We start from the raw sequence: 18,330 nt of genomic DNA on the forward strand, positions 1-18,330 counted from the left end.
TGCGCCCCGGTACACGAGACCGGGCGGCCCGTCCGGCGTCAGGCCCGAACCGCGCCCGGTTCGGCCGGAACGCGCCGCCCGCCGACGATCCGCCCGTCCGCCCGCCGTGCCACGGCGCCGCCCGCGACGAGGGCCAGCAGTCCGGCGGCCTGGAGCACCACCAGGACGAGGACGCCGGTGCGGAACCCGGCGGCCCCTCCCCCGCCGAGCCCGTACGCCAGGGACGCCACGGCGGGCCCGACGGTCAGCGCGAGGGTGCGGACCGTCGCTCCCACGCCACCGCCGGTGCCGATCATGCCGGCGGGCGTCGCGGCGAGCATCGCGGCGTTGTTGGGGGCGCCGAGCACGCCCTGTCCGATGCCGATGAGCGCGAGCCGCCAGGCCAGGTCGGCGAGGCCCGCGTGTTCGTCCAGGGTGAGGGTGGTCAGAAGCCCGGTCAGGATGAGGATGCTGCCCAACGCGGCGATGCGGTGCGGTGAGTGACGTTCCGTCAGTCGGCCGCTGATCGGCGAGCCCGCGGCGACGCCGCCCACGAAGAAGATCATGGCGAGGCCCATCAGCTCGGCGCCCGCGTGCAGCACGTCGGCGACGAAGAACGGCAGCAGGAAGAGCGAGAGGCCGACGAAGGTGCCCGTCAACTGCAGGGAGAGCAGCGGGAGTCCGAAGGCGGGCCGCTTGACGAGGGCGACGATCGGGCGCGAGGAGCGCAGCCGCCGCCAGATCACCGCGAGCACCGCGGCGGCCACCGCGAGCGCCACCGCCGCGTACGGGGAACCGTGCTCGATCCGGTCGAAGGCGACGAGGAGCGCGGTCACCGCGCCGCCGAGCACGAGCACGTCGGCGAGCAGCGTGCGGTCGGGCCGCGGGAGGCCGCCGTGGCCGTGCGGGATCATCCGCGAGCCCAGCCACAGGACCACGAGCAGCACCGGGATCTTGACGAGGAACACCGGGCGCCAGCCGTGGGCGTCGGCGATGAAGCCGCCGAGCGAGGATCCGGCCATCGAGCCGAGCGGCATGATCGTGGCGACGTATCCGAGGGCGCGGCCGCGCAGCCGTGCGGGGACGCTCGCCGCGACGATGGGGATGTAGAGCGCGACGACCATCGCCCCCGTGGCGCCCTGCAGGACGCGGGCGGCCAGCAGCGCCCAGAAGGAGGGGGCGAGGGCCGCGAGGACGCTGGTCAGGCCGACGGCGGAGACCGCCCAGCGGAAGACCGTCCGCAGGTCGGCGTGGTCCACCCAGCGGCCCGCGGGGATGGCGAGGGCCGCGGTGGGCAGCGCGTAGGCGAGGATCACCCACTTCGTCGCGCCGCTGCCCACGTCCAGCTCCCGGCCGATGGACGGCAAGGTGACCGCCGACAGGCTCATCTCCAGCGAGACCATCAGCATCGCCAGGGCCATCACGACGACCGGGCCCCAGCGAGGGGTCTCAACTGCCGTGAGCGGGGACTTCGTTGCGGCTGTGTGCGTCATGGGGGCGACGGTACGGAGGGGGCACGGGTGGCCGCCTCTGCCGGACGACCGGGGTGTGCTCCACCGGTCGACCTAGGCCCAGCGCAGGCCCCCGACCCGGTCGTACGACAGAGGCGGACAGGGGGTGCGGGTCCGTAGCGTCGTCGGTGCCGGAAGCGAACACACCGTGCCGAGGGGGCAGGCCATGAGCAGCACACGACAGGACATGAGCGACGCACAGCGGACGGACGAGCGCCTGAGGGTGGCCGTCATCGTCGCGAGCACCCGGGAGGGCCGCTTCGCGCCCACCGTCACCGACTGGTTCACCCGACAGACCGCGCGGCGCGAGGACCTCGACGTCGACGTGATCGACCTGGCCGACGCGCGACTGCCGGACGGGCTCTCCGAACGGCCGGGTCCCGAGGTCGCCGACATCACGCCGCGGATCGACGCCGCCGACGCGTTCGTGATCATCACGCCCGAGTACAACCACAGTTTCCCCGCGACCCTGAAGACCGCGATCGACTGGCACTACGCGGAGTGGCGGGCCAAGCCGGTGGGTTTCGTGAGCTACGGCGGCCTCGCGGGCGGCCTGCGCGCCGTCGAGCAGCTGCGGCAGGTCTTCGCCGAACTGCACGCGGTGACGGTGCGCGACAGCGTCAGTTTCCACGGCGCGTGGAACTGCTTCGACGAGTCCGGTGAGCTCACCGAGCCGACGATCCCCCTGACGGCCGCCAAGGCGATGCTCGACCAGCTCGCCTGGTGGGGTCACACGCTGCGCGAGGGCAAGGCCGCGCGCCCGTACGCCGCCTGACGGATCGTCACACCGCACGGACGCCCGGCCTTCATCAGAGCCAAGCCGAGGGGTTGGCCGTCACTACCGTCGGCACAAGGCGTCGTCGACGAGCTTGTCGGTGCGGGTGTCGCGGTCCTCCATGGCCAGGTTGGTGGAGCGCATCACGACGACGCCCCGCTCGCCCTTGCCGGTGAAGCCGTTGGCGTTGAGGTGGCCGAGGGTGGTGCCGCCGTGGCCCCAGTAGCCGCCTGTGCAGCTGAGCGGCCGCCAGAGGATGCCGAGCCCCGCCCGCTCCTGAAGGTTGTGGCCCTCCCTGGGGGCCGGCACCGTCGACTTCATCTGCTTCAGCTGCTCGGGCCGGAGCAACTCGCCGCCGAGCAGCCCCCGCCAGAAGCGCGTGAGGTCCTTGGAGGTGGTGACGAGGTCACCCGCCGAGTCGCCCCAGCTCATGTTGATCTCGGTGCTCTCGACCAGCGGGCCACCGGACTTGAACTGCATATAGCTCTTGGCGTGCGGCTTCGGCAGGTCGAAGCGGCCGCGCGCGGAGAACGTGTGCTTGAGGCCGAGCGGCTTGATGATCCGGTCGCGGACCTCCTCGCTCCAGTTCTTGCCCGTCACCTTCTCGATGATCATCCCTACGACGATGTAGCCGGTGTTGGAGTAGCTCCAGCCCTTGCCCGGCTCGAACGTGGGCCGGTCCTGCAGGGCGAGGTCGACCAGCTGGCGCGGCCGCAGGGTCTCGAAGCGGTGCTTCTCGAAGCCCTCCTCGTCGAAGATGCCGGGCAGGTGCGGGGCGTAGTCGGGCAGTCCGCTGGTGTGCTGCAGCAGCTGCCGCACGGTGATCCGGCTGCCGTCGTTGCCGTTGCCCTCGATCACTCCGGGCAGCCAGTGGTCGACGGTGTCGTCCAGTCCCATGCGCCCCTCGGCCACCAGCTGCAGTACGACGGTGGCGACGAACGTCTTGGTGTTGCTGCCCATCCGGAAGGAGCCGTCGAGCGGCACCGGCCGGTCCGTGCCGCGCTCGGCGGTGCCGCTGCGCACGGAGATGCGGTCCTTGCCGTCCACCAACGCGGCCTGGGCGCCGACCACTCCGTCCTTGCGGACGATGTCGTCGAGATTCCGCTGCAGGGCCGCCCGCCCGGAGCGCGCCGCCCGGTCGCCGTCCGCCTGCGCCCAGGCGGTGGACAGCGGCATCGCCAGGGTCGCCGTGACCGTGGCCGCCGTCAGCACGCCGAGGGCGGCTCTGCGGCCCGCCGGGAAGGACCTGCGGCGGGCGGCGGGGGCGTCGTTGCGTATGTGCGCCATGTGGTTGTCTCGTCTCGCTCGTCGAGCGCCCCACGGCACACAACCACCGTGTACAGCACGGGAGTTGAGGCGTCGGGCGGGCGGGCCGTGCGGTGTGGCCCCTCCAAGATCAATTCCCTCATGGAAGGACCCTGCACGGCCATGACGGAGCCCCCCGACAAGGGGGTATGGACAACCCCACCCCCCTTGGGGGGTGTGCGCCTCACCGCCGCAGCCAGGCCCCCGCGCCCGTCACCCAGTCGCCGAACAGGCCCTCGTCGCCCAGGACTTCGATGCCGTCGGCAGGGACCGGCGAGCGGCGCTGGTAGAGGAGGAGCAGCAGGTCCGCGAGCGGCCCGCGGACGGCGACGGTCGCCTTCTTGTGGGCGTGACTCCAGGTGAACGGCTCACCGCTGAGGTCGATCAGCCACTCCCCCGTGCCCTCGGGGGCATCGGTGGCATGGAAGTGGACGCTGCGGCCCGGCCCGATCAGCGCCCGCCGCGCCTCCGGCGACTCATACGCCTGCGGCAGCGTGCTGAACTCCAGCCACTCGTCGAGGCCGTCGAGGGCGACGTCCGCGTCGAGGGCGTATGCGGCGCCGACGGCGGCGGTCGCGTCGAAGCGGTGCACGACGGTCTCGAACGTCATGCGCCGCGCCCAGAACCGCGGCGTCCCGCCCGGGGCCACGGTCCACACCGGCACGTCCTCGTCCGTGGCGCGCAGCGTGTCCGCGAAGCGCTCGGCGCCCTCCATGAGCCAGTCCGCCAGCGCGCCGAGGTCGTCGTCCTCCTTCGGCGTGACGTCGTTGACCTGCTCGTCCGGTACGGGTTCCGTGGCCCGGGTCCGCACGATCGTCTCGGCCCAGCGATGCGCGCCGCCGACGTGGCGCAGGAGGTGGGCAAGGGTCCAGCCGGGGCATCCCGGCACCGGGGCGGCACGGTCCGCGCCGTCCACCGCGGCGGTCAACAGGGCTGTCTGGTCGACGAGTCGGGCGGCGTAACGTTCGTGGACCGGATTCGAGTTCGGACGCGTCATGGCGTCACGATAGACCACGGACTGCAGGCTGCTCGGGACGAACCAAGGGCTGTTGAGGACGGCGGGGCCCGGCGTCCGGTATGGCTCGGGACCCGACGGCGGGGTCGGGTGGTGGCTCGGAGAGCCGGGGTGGGGGCTCGGGCGGCTCGGAGGGCTCAAGTGGCCCGGGTCGTGTGCGCTCATGTCGCAGGCGCTCCCGCCGAGGTCGCGAGGAACTGCGTCGCCGCGAGTTCCCCGTACAACGGGTCCGCCGCCACCAGTTCGGCGTGCGTGCCCATCGCGCGGACCCGCCCCGCGTCCATCACCACGATCCGGTCGGCCAGCGTCACCGTCGACAGGCGGTGCGCCACCACGAGGACCGTCACGTCGCGGGCCACCTCGGCCACGACGTCCCGCAGCGCCAGTTCGTTGACCGCGTCCAGCTGCGACGTCGCCTCGTCGAGGAGCAGCAGCCGCGGCTTCCTGAGCAGCGCCCTGGCGATCGCCACGCGCTGCCGCTCCCCGCCGGACAGCTTGGAGCCCCGGTGGCCGACGACCGTTTCGAGCCCCTCGGGCAGCCGCTCGACCACGCCGTCGAGCCGGGCACGCACGAGAACGTCCGCCATCTCGGCATCAGTGGCGCCGGGCGCCGCGAAGAGCAGGTTCTCGCGCAGGGTGCCCGCGAGGACGGGCGCGTCCTGCTCCACGTACCCGATGGCGGCGCGGAGTTCGGCGAGCGGCCACTCCTGCACGTCCTTGCCGTCGACGAGGACGCGCCCGCCCGACGCGTCGTAGAAGCGCTCGATCAGCCCGAACACGGTGGTCTTGCCCGCCCCGGACGGGCCGACGAACGCGGTCATGCCGGGGCCCGGCACGTCGAAGCTCACGCCGTGATGGACGTACGAAAGGTCCTCGCGGTAGCGGAAGCTGACGTCCTCGAAGGTGACGGATGCGGCACCCCGCGACGTGGACCGCAGCGGCTCCTGCGCCCCCTTCCCGGAGGAAGCCGGCCCTTCCGTCTCCTCGGTCTCCTCGGTCTCCTCGGTCTGCAAGCGCTCCGCCTGCACGATGCGCGCGATGGCCGCCGAGCCCACCTGGTACTGCGTGACCGCCTCGACCAGGCGCGAGACCGGGTCGATCAGATAGAAGAGGAAGAGCAGGAAGGCCACCAGCGTGGCGACGGAGATCGCGCCGGACGCGACCCGCGCCCCGCCGATGCCGAGCACGGCGAGGAACGACACCTGCACGGCGAGGCCGACCGAACTCCACGCCACCGACTGCCACTTCGCCGACCGTACGCCGTGCCGCCACGCCTCCTGGGCGGCCTGCTGCACCGTGGCCGACTCGCGCTGCTCGGCGCCGGACGCCTTGAGGGTGCGGAAGGCGCCGAACGCCCGCTCCAGCGCGGTCGATATCGTGCCGACGGCCTCCTGGGCGCGCTGGGTCGCCTGCGCGATCTTCGGCATGACCAGGGCCGTCGCGCCGCCGATGAGCACGATCACGCCCAGGGTGACGCCGAGCAGGACCGGGTCCATCAGCGCCATCATCACGATGGTCGCGATGAAGGTGAGCCCGCCGGAGGCCGCGGACACCACGGACTGGGTGGTCACGGCGCGCAGCAGTGTCGTGTCCGACGTGACCCGGGACATCAGATCGCCGGGCTGCGTCCGCTCCACCTCCCCGAGGCGCAACCGCAGCAGCCGCCCGATGAGGGTGCGCCGGGCGGCGAGCACCACGGACTCGGCGGTGCGTTCCAGGACGTACGCGCCGACGGCCTCGATCGCGGTGCCCAGGAGCACAAGACCGGTGAGGAGCAGCAGGACGCCGGTGATCGACTCGTCGGTGCCGAACCGCTCCACGAGCGACTTGGCGGCCAGTGGCTGGGCAAGACCGGACGCCGCGCCGATCAGCGTGAAGAGGGCGCCCAGGGCCACGGCCGCGCGGTGCGGGCGGAAGTGGCGGTACAGGGCGCGCCAGGTCTCCTTGGCGGGCAGGCGTTCGGAGGCGCCGTCGGCCGGGGAGGCTTCGGCGTCGTCCTTGCCCTTGCCCTTGCCCTTCTCCTTCTCCTTCTCCTTGTCATCGTCATCGTCATCGGATCGGGCGGTGGTGGCTCTGGCGGAGGGCGGGGCTTCGGTCACGTCTGACAGGACGCGCTGGGCGGTGATCCACCTGACTGGCGTGGGGGCCTTCTTGCACGGGGGCGTTGCGTGCCGGGTACTCGTACACGGTTACGACGATTAGCTGTCCCGCATGATTCGGCCCGGCGCTTCACTACCCCGGATATCGACGGAGAGTTAGACGGTCTGCCGAAACGGGCGCAGTGACGATTCTGCACTGTGCCCGGAGAGGGTGGCACGGGGCGGGCAGCGAGGCTCGCGGCGGTGAACGACGCGAGCGAGAGAGTGGAGCGGCGTGCGAGTACGGGGCAACGGGGTGGGTGGTGCCCGGCCCGAGCGGTCCGGCCCGAGGACCGGCGGGCTGATCGGAAGGGCCGAGGAACTGGGCGTACTGCGCCGGCTCCTCGCACAGCGCCGCCTGGTCACGGTGGTGGGCGGCGCGGGGGTCGGCAAGAGCCTCCTCGCCGAACACGCGGCCGCCGCGGTGGGCGGAACGCTGGCGGACGGCGTGGTGCGGGTGCGGTGGTGGGACGGCGGGCCCCCGCGGCGGCGTTCGGTCGCGCAGGCGGTCGCCGAGGCGATCGACGGGGAGACCGAGGGCACCGGGGCACCGCCCGTCGGCGCGGCGGACCTCGCGGCACGGCTCCGGTCCCGCCGCGTCCTTGTCGTACTCGACGACTTCGATCCGGTCCGCGTCGAGTGCGTCCACCTGGTCCGCGCGCTCCTCGAAGGGGCGCCCGGCGTACGGGTACTGGCCGCGGGCCGCCATCCGCTCGGACTCGGCGACGAGGCGGTGCTGCGCCTCGGCCCGCTTGCCGTCGCGCCGCCCGGCGGCGGAACGGACGCGGGACCGGGTCCCGCGGTCGCGCTGTTCCTGGAGCGGGCGCGGGCCGCTCGTCCTGGCGGCGGTGAGCACGGGGTGCACCGGCTCCGGGGCGCGCTGGCCCGGGCGCGGCGGGGGCGGGCGGGGTGGGAGGCGGCACCTCCCGTACGAGATGAGGGGGCGCCTCCCGTACGTCACGTGCCCCACGGGCACAAGCCACCCGGCCCCGCCGGGCGCGACGAACCGACCGGTGCTGCCCGGCACGCCGACTCCACGCACGACAAGCCACCGCCCGACGACCACCCCAGGAACGACCCGCACCGCAAGCCGCCGCCCGACGACTTGAACCTGGCACTCCGTATCTGTCGGCGGCTCGAAGGCATGCCCCTGGCCATCGAGTTGGCGGCCGCGCAGGTGGCGGAGTACTCGTTGGGGCAGGTCGCACGGATGCTGGAGGCCGGGCAGGGGTGGCTCGGGGTGCCGGACGCGGCGTTGCGCAGGCACCGGTCGCTGCGGGCCGCCGTGGGGGCGGGCTATGCGCTGTGCGGGCCCGCGGAGCGGACCACCTGGGCGCGGCTCAGTGTCTTCATCGGGGACTTCGACGAGGACGCCGCGGTGTTCGTGTGCGCGGGCGGCGGGCTCGGCGCGGAGGAGGTGCCGGTGTGTCTGGCCCGGCTCGTGCTCGCCTCGGTCCTCGAACCGGTGCGCGATCCCGGCGGGGTGCTGCCGCCGCGCTACCGCATGGGGGAGGCGGTCCGCGGCTTCGGGGCCGAGCGGCTGCAGTCGGCGGGCGAGACGGCCGCCGCGGTCAGCCGTCATCTGTACTGGTACGGCCATGTCGCGTCGAGCGCCCACCACTTGTGGAGCACGGGCCTGCACGAACGGGCCACCGCGCTCGTCCGCGACGAGGAGACCAATCTGCGCGCCGCCCTCGCGAGGGATCCCCGCAGCGCCGACGACGCGGCGGCGGCGCTCGCCGTGGCCGTGGACCTGTGGTTCTGGTGGGCGGTCTGCGGGCACGCCGCCGAGGGGCGCGAGCAGCTGCGGCGTCTGCTGCCGCTCGGGCGGGCCGACACCCGGCTGTGCGGTCAGGCGCTGTGGCTGGCGGGCTGGCTCGCCGTGTGCGTGGACGCGCCCGACGCCGCCGAACTCCTCGGCCAGGCCTGGCGCGTGGCCGTGCTGGCGGGCGACGACGCCACGATCGGGCGTGTGTCGCACGTGTTCGGGGCGCTCGCTCTGGAGGAGGGCAGGACGGAGCGGGCCATCGCCCACCTGCGCGAGGCCGCGGAGACCATTCCCGTGCACGCGGAGCACGGTCCTCCGGTCGCGGTCAGCTGGGCCCTGCTCGCCGTGGCGCAGGCGCGGGTCAGACCCGGCGACGCGCGGCGCAGCATCCGCCGCGCGTCGGCGGAGCCCCAGCCACGGCACGATCTCTGGACGCGCTCCATGACGCAGTACGCGCAGGCCTTCGTCGACCATCTCCGCGGCCGCCGCAGCCGCGCCTGGCGCCGGGCCCACAAGGCCCTGGCCGGGGCGATCGGCATCACCGGGGTCACCACCCCGGCCGGACCACCCGGCGCCGCACTCATCCATCAACTGATCACGGACATCGAGACGGGCCCCCCACCCGCCTGACGCCGCACGGCCATGTCCCCGCCCTCGCAGAGGAGTTCGGCCCGCCACGCCCCCATCCGCTCACCGCGCTCCCCGCCCCTCCAGCACCGTCTGCCAGTCGGGCACGCCCGGTGTCGCCGACTCCGTGCGGGACGGTGCCGTGCGGCGGCGGCCGCCGCGGGTGAAGAAGTCGGCGAGGGGCAGGGTCGCCGCGCCCACGGTGACGGCGTCGGGGCCGAGCTGTCCGAGGTCGATGGTGACGCGGGCGGCGGGGTGGCGCAGGGCGTACGCGTCGGCGTACTCCCGTACGGCGGGCAGCAGCGGGCCCAGTTGCAGGCCCGCCCAGCCGCCGACCAGGACGCGTTCGGGGCCGAAGAGGTTGACGAGGTCCGAGATGCCCGCGCCGAGGTACTCGGCGGTCTCGTCGAGCACGGCCGCCGCGACCGGGTCGGGCGCGCCGCCGTCCCGCGGGTGCGCGGCGGCGATCAGTGCGCCCACGCCGGTCTCCTCGTCGGCGCCCGGGGGCAGTTGGCCGCCTGCCTCCTGCCACCGTGCCAGCAGCGCCTCGGCGCCCGCGTACGCCTCCAGGCAGCCGCGCGCCCCGCAGCGGCACCTGCGGCCGCGGACGCTGACGGTGAGGTGCCCCCACTCCGCGGGGCCGCCGCGCGCGCCTCCGTGGATGACGCCTCCGGTGACCACGCACGCGCCCACGCCCGAGCCCAGCAGGACGATCGCCGCGTCCCGCGCGCCGCGGCCGCCGCCGAACCACATCTCCGCCTGGCCGAGCGCCCGCGCACCGTTGTCGACGAAGTAGGCGGTGCAGGAGGGGAGTTCGACAGCATCGCGCAGCATGGCCTCCAGCGGGACGGCGTCCCAGCCGATGGTCTGGCCGTGCACGACGGTGTCGCCCGCGGCGTCCCGGTCGACGATCCCGGGCACGCCCACGCCGACGCCGATCAGCTCGCCGGTGCCGCCCGCAGAATCACTGCCGTCCGCCGCCGCCCGCACCTCCGTGATCCCGTCCCTGATGTGACGGACGATCAGCTCGACATCGTGGCCGGAGTCCGTCAACAACCTTTCCGTGCGGGCCAGTTCGGTGAGCGCCAGGTCGAACACCTCCACGCGCACCCGCGTTTCCCCCACGTCGACGCCGATCAGGCGGCCGCTGGACGGGGCGACCCGCAGGAGCGTGCGGGGGCGGCCGCCGTCGGACTCGACGACGCCCGCCTCCTCCAGGAGGCCCTCCGCGGCGAGTTCGGCGACGACGTTGCTCACGGATCCCGCGCTGAGTCCGGTGGCGGGGCCGAGCGCCTGGCGGCTCATCGGCCCGCCGAAGTACAGGCGTTGCAGCACCGTGGCGCGGTTGGCCACGCGCAGGTCGCGCACCGTTCGACTGCTCCGCTCGGCCATGTGGCTCCTCTCCGGTCTGCAACATACCCGCGCCCGCCGCACCGGCACGGACCGACAGATCGCCGCGCGGCGTCAGCGGCGCAGGCCGGGCAGCATCCGCAGCTCCGCGATCCGCAGCAGGCGCGCGAGGGCGAGATAGCCGAGCACCATCGTCACGGCGCCCGCGGCAAGGGCCAGGGCCGTCGCCGTCGTGCCGGTCGGCGACGCCTCGGCCCCGGCGCGGGCGGCGGCCAGGCCGAGCGCTCCGGCGAGGGCGGACGCGACGATCAACTTGCCGTAGGTGCGGGTGAGTCGGCGCCCGTCCAGGTAGCCGCCGAGCCGTCGGCGCAGCAGCCGTGCGGTGAGCAGCAGGCCGACGGCGTACGAGAGGGTGTAGGCGGCGGCCATGCCGGTGACCGCCCAGCGTGCGGGCAGCAGCAGGTGGCAGGCGGTGGCCAGGGCCATGTTGACGCCGGCCACCCAGACCGCCATCCAGAACGGGGTGCGGGTGTCCTCGTAGGCGTAGAAGCCGCGCAGCAGCAGGTACTGCGCGGAGAACGGGATCAGACCGAGGCCGAACGCCTGGAGCATGTGGCCGAGGGGTTCGGTGGCGGTGGCGTCGGACGCGCCGTGGGCGAAGAGCAGTTCGGCGGTCTGCGGCCCGAAGGCGAGGAAGAAGAATCCGGCGGGCACGATCACGGTGCCGGTGACGCGCAGCGCGCGGGAGAGTTCGCCGCGCAGATCGGCGGTGCGTCCGTCTGCCGCGGCCTTGCTCATCCGGGGCAGCAGCGCGGTCACCAGGGAGACGGTGACGATGGACTGCGGCAGCAGCCAGATCGTCTGCGCGTACGTGTAGGCCGTGTACCCGGCGCCCGCGTGCGGCAGGCGCTGGTCGGCGGCCATGGCGTAGTTCGTGACGACGGTCAGCGCGACCTGGTTGGCGAGGACGAGGAGCAGCGTCCAGCGGGCGGCCCGCACGCTCTTGCCGAGTCCCGTGCCGCGCCAGTCGAACCGGGGCCGCAGGCGCAGCCCCGCCGCGCGCACGAACGGCACGAGCGCGAGGGCCTGCAGGGCGATGCCCACGGTGGTGCCGACGCCGAGCAGCCCGACCTGGGCCGGGGTGATGTCGTTCACGCTGTCGGGCACGGTCATCAGGCCCAGATAGGCGCCGAACATCGCGACGAGCACCACGTTGTTCAGGACCGGGGTCCACATCATCGCGCCGAACTTCTCGCGGGCGTTGAGGACTTGGCCGAGGATGCCGAAGAGTCCGTAGAAGAAGATCTGCGGCAGCAGGAACCGGGCGAAGACCACGGTCAGTTGGAACGCCTCGTGGTTCGCGGGGGTGTCCCGCATGTAGAGGCCGACTATCTGCGGGGCCGCCCACACCGCGAGGGCCGTGCCGACGCCGAGGACGCAGACGACGAGGGTGACAAGGCGCTGCTCGAACGCCCTGCCGCCGTCCGGGTCGGTCGCTCTGGCGCGCACGAGTTGGGGCACCAGGACGGCGTTCAGGGCGCCGCCTATCAGCAGTGTGTAGAGGCTGGTGGGAACGGTGTTGGCGGTGTTGTACGTACTGGCCAGGAGGCCGGTCCCGAGGGCGGCGCCCTGGAGCACCTGCCGGATCAGGCCCGTGGCACGGGACACCACGGTGCCGAAGGCCATCAGGAGCGAGGAACGCGCGAGGGTTGCCATGCACTTGATCTTTGCACGCGGCTCCGGGGCGGTGGCGACGACGCGGATCGCCGGGCGGCGGGCGTTCGACGTGAGCGACGTGGCAGCGATGACTTCGCGGCCTCCGCGGAGTCATTACTCGTACCAGGAACGGATATCGGAAGAAGGTGCGTCATGTGTTCCCACCAGCCGCTCTGCCCGGGCGCCGACAGCTCCGACCGCGATGCCGCCGCCGTCGTGACCGCCCACCCCGAACAGGGCTGGAGCCTGCTGTGCAACGGCACGATCGTCTTCGACGACACCGGCGAACTCCTCCCGGACGGGCGGGTCCTGCCCCCGCTGCGCACGCCGCCGGGCGGGCGCCGCCCGACGGCCCTCGCGATGGCGGCCTGAGCGGAAATCCGCTCGGCCCCCGTCAGCCGCTCCCGCATACTGCCCCGATGTACTCGGACGCCGACACCGCAGCCCTCTACGACCTCCTCAACCCGTGGGACGGGACGCGCGCGCCCAGCGACGCGTTCTACGACGGGCTCGTGATGAAGGCCGACGCCGTTCTGGACGTGGGCTGCGGCACGGGCGCCATGCTCCATCACGCGCGCGCGTGCGGGCACTCCGGGCGGCTCGTCGGGCTCGACCCGTCCGGCGCGTCGCTGGACGCGGCCCGGCGGCGTACGACGGACGTCGAGTGGGTGCAAGGGGTGGCCTCGGATGCCTCCTGGGACCGGGAGTTCGACCTGGTGACGATGGCGAGCCACGCGTTCCAGTTCCTGGTCGGCGACGACGAGCTCCGCGCTTCGCTCGCCGCCGTGCGGGCCGCGCTGCGCGACGGCGGCCGCTTCGCCTTCGAGACCCGCAATCCGCGGGCCCGCGCCTGGGAGCAGTGGAATCCGTCGGGGGCGCGGGAGCTCACGGACGCGGCGGGCAGGACCGTGCGGGTGTGGCACGAGGTCGAGGAAGCGGCCGGGGACCTGGTGACGTTCACCGAATCCGTCGGCACCCCCGACGGCGGCGTCCTGCGGGTCGACCGCGCGACCCTGCGCTTCCTGGACGCGCGGACGCTGGGGGACTTCCTCGCCGGGGCCGGACTCGCCGTCGAGGCCCAGTACGGGGACTGGGAGGGCGGCCCCGTCACCGCCGGGAGCCGCGAGATCGTCACGATCGCACGGCGCGAGTAGCGTCGCTCGGCGCCGGGCGGGGACGCAGGACACCGGCCGTGCAGGCGGCGACCACGCAGAACGCCACGGGCAGGAAGAACGTCAGGTTGAGCGGCATGAAGTGGGTCAGCGGTCCGATGACGGCGGGTCCCGCGAGCATGCCGAGGTAGCCGAGCCCCGCGACGCGCGAGACATTGGCGCCCGCCGCGTCCCGGTCGGCGTGGCCCGCGGCGCTGAAGAGTTGAGGTATGCACCCGGAGAGGCCCGCGCCGAACACGGTCCAGCCGATCAGCGCCAGGGGTATCCACGGGGACAGCGCCGCCGCCGTCAGGCCGAGCGCGGCCACGCCCGCGCCGTACCGGAGGATCGCCACCGGGCCGAGGCGGGCGGCCACCCGGTCGGCGAGCAGCCGGCCGACCGTCATCGCCGTGGCGAACGCCCCGTAGGCAAGGGCGGCGGTGGCGGCGGGTGCGTCGAGGACGTCGCGCAGTTGCAGCACGCTCCAGTCGTTGGCGACTCCCTCGCAGAGCATCAGCATCAGGGCGAGAGCGGCAAGGAGCCAGATCCTGCGGGGAGTTCGGCGTCCGGTCCGAGTGGCGACCTCCGCTTTGCGTACGTCCGGTGCGCGTTCGGCGTGGAGCAGCGCGGGGGCGGCGGCCGCCGCGGCCACGAGCCCCGCCACGGCGATCGCGCCGAGGGTCGCCGCCGGGCTCAGGCCCCAGCTGAGCGTGCGGGCGCCGACGAGCGCCGCGAGGACTCCGCCGATGGAGAACGTGGCGTGGAAGGCGGACATGACGGGCCGTCGGTAGCCGTGTTCGACCTGGACGGCGTGGGCGTTCATGCTGACGTCCAGGCAGCCGTTGCCGAAGCCGAGCACCAGGAGCGCCGCCCCGAGCGCCCAGACGTTCGTGGCGAGCCCCGGCAGCACCAGGGCGGCGCTGCACAGCGCGGCGCTCACCGGTACGACGGTGCGGGCGCCGACGCGGTCCGTGAGCGGGCCGACGATCTGCATGCCCACGAAGGCGCCCGCACCGAGCAGCAGCAGGAGCCAGCCGAGCACGGCGTGACTGATCCCGGCGCGGTCCTCGACGGCGGGGATGTGGACGATCCACGCCCCCATGAGGAAGCCGTTCAGGGCGAAGCAGGCGAAGGTGGCCCGCCGCCCGGCCCGCAGTGTCCGCCGTGTGGCGCCTGTCTCCAGGGCGCCGCTCCCCGCCTTGCCGGTCACCACGTCGCTGCTCTTCACGTCGTTCTCCGCTCTCTCCACCCGACTACCCGATCGAACATAACGAACAGAGTCAATGTTCGGAAGTTTGATTTCCGAACATCCTTGATGTTTGATGTGAGGGTGGCCAGCACAGATCGACTTCGACAGATCACCGACGCGGTGCGCGAGGCGGGCCGGATCGGCGTCGCGGAGCTCGCCGGACTCACCGGCGCCTCGGAGATGACCATCCGGCGCGACCTGGAGACGCTCGCCGACCAGGGCGTCCTGGAGCGCTATCGCGGCGGCGCACGCAGCCTGCTGCTGCGCGGCGAGGAACCGCCCTTCGCCCTGCGGGAACAGGACGGCATCGAGACCAAGCGCCGCATCGCCGCCGAGGTGGCCGGGCTGATCGCCGACGGCGAGTCCGTCGTCGTCGACAGCGGCACGACCTGCCTGGAGGTGGCCCGCGCCCTCGCGCACCGCCGGCTGACCGTCATGCCGCTGTCCCTGCACGCGGTGAACGCGCTGACCGGGGCGCCGCAGGTGACCCTGCTCGTGCCCGGGGGCCGGCCGCGTCCCGGCGAACTGGCGCTGACGGGGCCGCTGACCGCGGCGTCACTGGCGGCCCTGCGCTTCGACACCGCCGTCATCGGCTGCTGCGGGCTCACCGCCACGGACGGCCTGACCGCCTACGACCTGGACGACGCCGCCGTCAAACGCGCCGCGATCGGCTCGGCCCGGCGGGTCATCGCCGTCGCGGAGGCCACCAAGCTCTCCCGTACCGCCCTGGCCTTCGTCGCACCCGCCGCCGCCCTGCACGCCGTCGTCACGGACGGCACGGCGGGCGACGCGGAGACCGACGCACTGGCCACGGCAGGCGTCACCGTACGAAAGGTCTGACCCGAACCCCCATGAACACCACCGGCACCGACACCACGACCGGCACCGCGCACACGCTGCTCTTCGACATGTTCGGCGTCATCGCGCGCCACCAGTCCCAGGACGGCAAGGACCGTCTGGCCCGGGTCGCGGGTGCGCCCGAAGCCGCCTTCTGGGACGCCTATTGGGGGGTGCGCCAGCCGTACGACCGCGGGGACGTGACCGGCCCCGCGTACTGGCGGAGCGTGGCCGACGCGCTCGGCACCCGTTTCGACGAGGAGCGGATCGCGCGGCTCGTCGAGGCCGACATCGCCAGTTGGAGCGCCGTCGACGACACCATGGTCGCGCTGATCGCGGAACTCGCGGCGGCGGGCAGGCCGATCGCGCTGCTGTCCAACATCCCCGAGGAGCTGACCGCCCACTACGAAGAGCGGCATTTCTGGCTGAAGCACTTCAGGGTGCGCGCCTTCTCCTGCCGCATCGGGCACGCCAAGCCCGAGCCTGGCGCCTACCTCTGGTGCCTCGACGCCCTGGACGCGGCGCCGGAAAGCGTCCTCTTCGTAGACGACCGCGAGGAGAACATCCGGGCCGCCGAGGCGGTCGGCATGCGCGGGCATCTCTTCACCTCCCCCGCGCGCCTGAGGGAAGCCATCGGCCTCAGCGTGTGATCGCGCCGAGCAGGGCCTTCGCGCACAGGTCGCGCACCTGTTCCCGCGTCAGGCCCGGCTCCTCCAGCCACTCCAGGCAGACCGCCACCATGAAGGCGAGCCAGCCCCGTACGGCGAGCCGGAGCGCGGGCGGATCCTGGGTGGTCCCGCCCGCGCCCGGGTCCGCGGCGAGGGCCGCGAGGATCTGCCGCTCCTGTGCGGCGAGCCCCTCGCGGTAGGCCTCGCGCACCAGCGGATCGCCCGCCGCCTCGGCCCGGTGGAAGGCGCGGAAGCCGTGCGCGTGGGTCTCCACGTAGCCGAGGAACGTGTCGAGTCCTGTGGTGATCTGCTCCCGCACCGGCACCCCGGGCACGGCCGCCGTCAGGCGCAGCATCCGCTCGCTCTCCCGCTGCACGACCGCGGCGAAGAAGTCCCTTTTGGTCGGGAAGTAGTGGTACAGGAGACCGCGCGACACCCCGGCGATCTCCGCGACCGACTCGATCCACACATCGTCGTACGGCTTCTGTGCGAACAGCCGTGATCCCACCGAAAGAAGCTGCTCACGGCGCTCCTCGGTGCTCAGTCTGCGACGCGTGCGCTGCTGCGGTTCCGCGGCCATGCAGGCACCTTACTTGACTCGAATTCAACAACGGGACCAGACTGGAAGCTCCTATTGAATCCACGTACAACAGGCCCAACGGGCCCGTCGGACAAGGGAGATGGGCACATGGCGCAGACGACGCGGCCCGCGACGGGGAACGCGGGCCCCACCGGCCCGACCGGACTCGCCAAGGGTTTCCGCAGCGCGGAGCACGGCTGGCCCGCACTGCACCGCATCCCGCACCCGCCGCGCCGTCTGCCGCTGCTCGGCGACGTCCTGGGTGTCAACCTCCGCACCCCGCTGCAGGATTCGATGCGGATAGCCGAGCAGCTGGGGCCGATCTTCCGGCGGAAGGCCTTCGGCAAGGAGTTCGTCTTCGTGTGGGGGACCGCGCTCGCCGCCGACATCGCCGACGAGTCACGGTTCGCCAAGCACGTGGGCCTCGGCGTCGCCAACCTGCGCCCCGTCGCGGGCGACGGGCTCTTCACCGCGTACAACCACGAGCCCAACTGGCAACTGGCGCACGACATCCTCGCCCCCGGGTTCAGCAGGGACGCGATGGCGGGCTACCACCCGCTGATGCTGGACGTCGCACGACAGTTGACCGCCCGGTGGGACGAGCGGGAGGCGGCGGGCGACGCCGTGGACGTGCCCGGCGACATGACGAAACTGACGCTGGAGACGATCGCCCGCACCGGTTTCGGCCATGACTTCGGCTCCTTCGAGCGGGCCACGCCGCACCCCTTCGTGACGGCCATGGTCGGCACGCTCTCCTTCGCCCAGCGCCGCAACGTGGTGCCGCCGCTGCTCGGCCCGCTCCTGCTGCGCGGCGCCGACCGGCGCAACGAAGCCGACATGGCCTACCTCAACCGCACCGTCGACGAGGTGGTCGCGGCCCGCCGCGCCGCCGCGGGCACCGGCGGCGGTCAGGGCGACCTGCTGGACCGGATGCTGGAGGTCGCCCACCCCGACACCGGGGAGCGGCTCTCCGCCGAGAACATCCGCCGCCAGGTCATCACGTTCCTGGTCGCCGGGCACGAAACGACGTCCGGCGCGCTGTCGTTCGCGCTGCACTACTTGTCGCGGCACCCCGACGTGCTCGCCCGCGCGCGGGCCGAGGTCGACGAGATCTGGGGCGCCGACGAGGAGCCCGCCTACGAACAGGTGGCCAAACTCCGTTACGTACGCCGGGTGCTCGACGAATCCCTGCGGCTGTGGCCGACCGCGCCGGGCTTCGCGCGCGAGGCCCGCGAGGACACCACGCTCGGCGGCGTCCACCCGATGCGCAGGGGCGCGTGGGCGCTGGTCCTCGCGACGATGCTGCACCGCGATCCCGAGGCATGGGGCGAGAACGCGGCGGAGTTCGACCCCGACCGGTTCGCCCCCTCGGCGGTACGGGCCAGGCCCGCGCACGTCTTCAAGCCGTTCGGCACCGGCGCGCGGGCCTGCATCGGCCGCCAGTTCGCGCTGCACGAGGCCACCTTGGTGCTCGGTCTGCTGCTCCGCCGCTACGACCTGCACGCCGATCCCGGGTACCGGCTGCGGGTCGCCGAACGCCTCACGCTCATGCCGGACGGCCTCACGCTGCGGCTCGGACGCCGCGCCCGGGCCGCGTAGGGGCGCCATTGTCAGACCCGTGCGCGAGAGTGGAGGTGGCATCGGTGCGATGCCGTCCGTGC

The 18,330-nt window shown here is 73.2% G+C and carries 15 protein-coding genes; 7 read left to right on the forward strand and 8 right to left on the reverse strand.

The window, feature by feature from the left end; translation table 11 throughout:
* Window positions 1-38: 38 nt before the first annotated feature.
* Window positions 39-1,472 carry an MFS transporter gene (locus ACFWZ2_RS02655; RefSeq protein WP_384540734.1) on the reverse strand — a complete coding sequence of 478 codons (1,434 nt, stop codon included), beginning with the start codon at window positions 1,470-1,472 and terminating at the stop codon, window positions 39-41.
* A gap of 184 nt (window positions 1,473-1,656) precedes the next feature.
* Between ACFWZ2_RS02655 and ACFWZ2_RS02660 the strand changes: the two genes are divergently transcribed.
* Window positions 1,657-2,265, forward strand: a complete 609-nt coding sequence (locus ACFWZ2_RS02660; protein WP_384540737.1) for an NADPH-dependent FMN reductase — start codon at window positions 1,657-1,659, stop codon at window positions 2,263-2,265.
* Between the two features lie 63 nt (window positions 2,266-2,328).
* On the opposite strand, the gene ACFWZ2_RS02665 is transcribed toward ACFWZ2_RS02660, so the two are convergent.
* The 3 genes from ACFWZ2_RS02665 to ACFWZ2_RS02675 form a co-directional block, all read right to left on the reverse strand.
* Window positions 2,329-3,552 (reverse strand): serine hydrolase domain-containing protein, encoded by a 1,224-nt coding sequence (locus ACFWZ2_RS02665; RefSeq protein WP_384540739.1) that lies wholly within the window; start codon window positions 3,550-3,552, stop codon window positions 2,329-2,331.
* Window positions 3,553-3,754: 202 nt separating this feature from the next.
* Window positions 3,755-4,567: a maleylpyruvate isomerase N-terminal domain-containing protein gene (locus ACFWZ2_RS02670; protein WP_384540741.1), complete on the reverse strand. Its 813-nt coding sequence runs from the start codon at window positions 4,565-4,567 to the stop codon at window positions 3,755-3,757.
* A gap of 179 nt (window positions 4,568-4,746) precedes the next feature.
* Entirely contained in the window at window positions 4,747-6,540 is a 1,794-nt protein-coding gene (locus ACFWZ2_RS02675) for an ABC transporter ATP-binding protein (RefSeq protein WP_384541250.1), read from the reverse strand.
* Between the two features lie 418 nt (window positions 6,541-6,958).
* On the opposite strand from ACFWZ2_RS02675, the gene ACFWZ2_RS02680 reads away from it, so the two are divergent.
* Window positions 6,959-9,121 (forward strand): ATP-binding protein, encoded by a 2,163-nt coding sequence (locus ACFWZ2_RS02680; protein ID WP_384540743.1) that lies wholly within the window; start codon window positions 6,959-6,961, stop codon window positions 9,119-9,121.
* 60 nt (window positions 9,122-9,181) lie between these two features.
* Here ACFWZ2_RS02680 and ACFWZ2_RS02685 read toward each other — a convergent pair whose 3' ends face one another.
* A complete protein-coding gene (locus tag ACFWZ2_RS02685) occupies window positions 9,182-10,510 on the reverse strand; it encodes an ROK family protein (protein WP_384540745.1) in 1,329 nt (442 codons plus the stop codon).
* 72 nt (window positions 10,511-10,582) lie between these two features.
* Entirely contained in the window at window positions 10,583-12,184 is a 1,602-nt protein-coding gene (gene murJ, locus ACFWZ2_RS02690; RefSeq protein ID WP_384540748.1) for a murein biosynthesis integral membrane protein MurJ, read from the reverse strand.
* 153 nt (window positions 12,185-12,337) lie between these two features.
* Between murJ and ACFWZ2_RS02695 the strand changes: the two genes are divergently transcribed.
* A complete protein-coding gene (locus ACFWZ2_RS02695) occupies window positions 12,338-12,556 on the forward strand; it encodes a DUF5999 family protein (protein WP_384540750.1) in 219 nt (72 codons plus the stop codon).
* Window positions 12,557-12,603: 47 nt separating this feature from the next.
* Window positions 12,604-13,338 (forward strand): class I SAM-dependent methyltransferase, encoded by a 735-nt coding sequence (locus ACFWZ2_RS02700; RefSeq protein ID WP_384540752.1) that lies wholly within the window; start codon window positions 12,604-12,606, stop codon window positions 13,336-13,338.
* Here the strand turns inward: ACFWZ2_RS02700 and ACFWZ2_RS02705 are convergent.
* A complete protein-coding gene (locus tag ACFWZ2_RS02705; RefSeq protein ID WP_384541254.1) occupies window positions 13,316-14,437 on the reverse strand; it encodes an MFS transporter in 1,122 nt (373 codons plus the stop codon). The genes ACFWZ2_RS02700 and ACFWZ2_RS02705 overlap by 23 nt on opposite strands.
* A gap of 228 nt (window positions 14,438-14,665) precedes the next feature.
* On the opposite strand from ACFWZ2_RS02705, the gene ACFWZ2_RS02710 reads away from it, so the two are divergent.
* Together ACFWZ2_RS02710 and ACFWZ2_RS02715 are read left to right on the forward strand one after the other, a co-directional pair.
* Entirely contained in the window at window positions 14,666-15,424 is a 759-nt protein-coding gene (locus ACFWZ2_RS02710; RefSeq protein WP_384540754.1) for a DeoR/GlpR family DNA-binding transcription regulator, read from the forward strand.
* An 11-nt stretch (window positions 15,425-15,435) separates the two neighbouring features.
* The gene (locus ACFWZ2_RS02715; RefSeq protein ID WP_384540755.1) at window positions 15,436-16,071 is read left to right on the forward strand and encodes an HAD family hydrolase; all 636 of its coding nucleotides are present in this window, start codon (window positions 15,436-15,438) and stop codon (window positions 16,069-16,071) included.
* Here ACFWZ2_RS02715 and ACFWZ2_RS02720 read toward each other — a convergent pair.
* Window positions 16,061-16,669 (reverse strand): TetR/AcrR family transcriptional regulator, encoded by a 609-nt coding sequence (locus ACFWZ2_RS02720; protein WP_384540758.1) that lies wholly within the window; start codon window positions 16,667-16,669, stop codon window positions 16,061-16,063. The two genes, ACFWZ2_RS02715 and ACFWZ2_RS02720, sit on opposite strands and share 11 nt — an antisense overlap.
* Window positions 16,670-16,777: 108 nt before the next feature.
* Between ACFWZ2_RS02720 and ACFWZ2_RS02725 the strand changes: the two genes are divergently transcribed.
* Entirely contained in the window at window positions 16,778-18,268 is a 1,491-nt protein-coding gene (locus tag ACFWZ2_RS02725) for a cytochrome P450 (RefSeq protein ID WP_384540761.1), read from the forward strand.
* The last annotated feature ends 62 nt before the right edge of the window (window positions 18,269-18,330 follow it).

It is taken from the genome of Streptomyces sp. NPDC059002, from assembly GCF_042740435.1.
Lineage (GTDB): Bacteria > Actinomycetota > Actinomycetes > Streptomycetales > Streptomycetaceae > Streptomyces.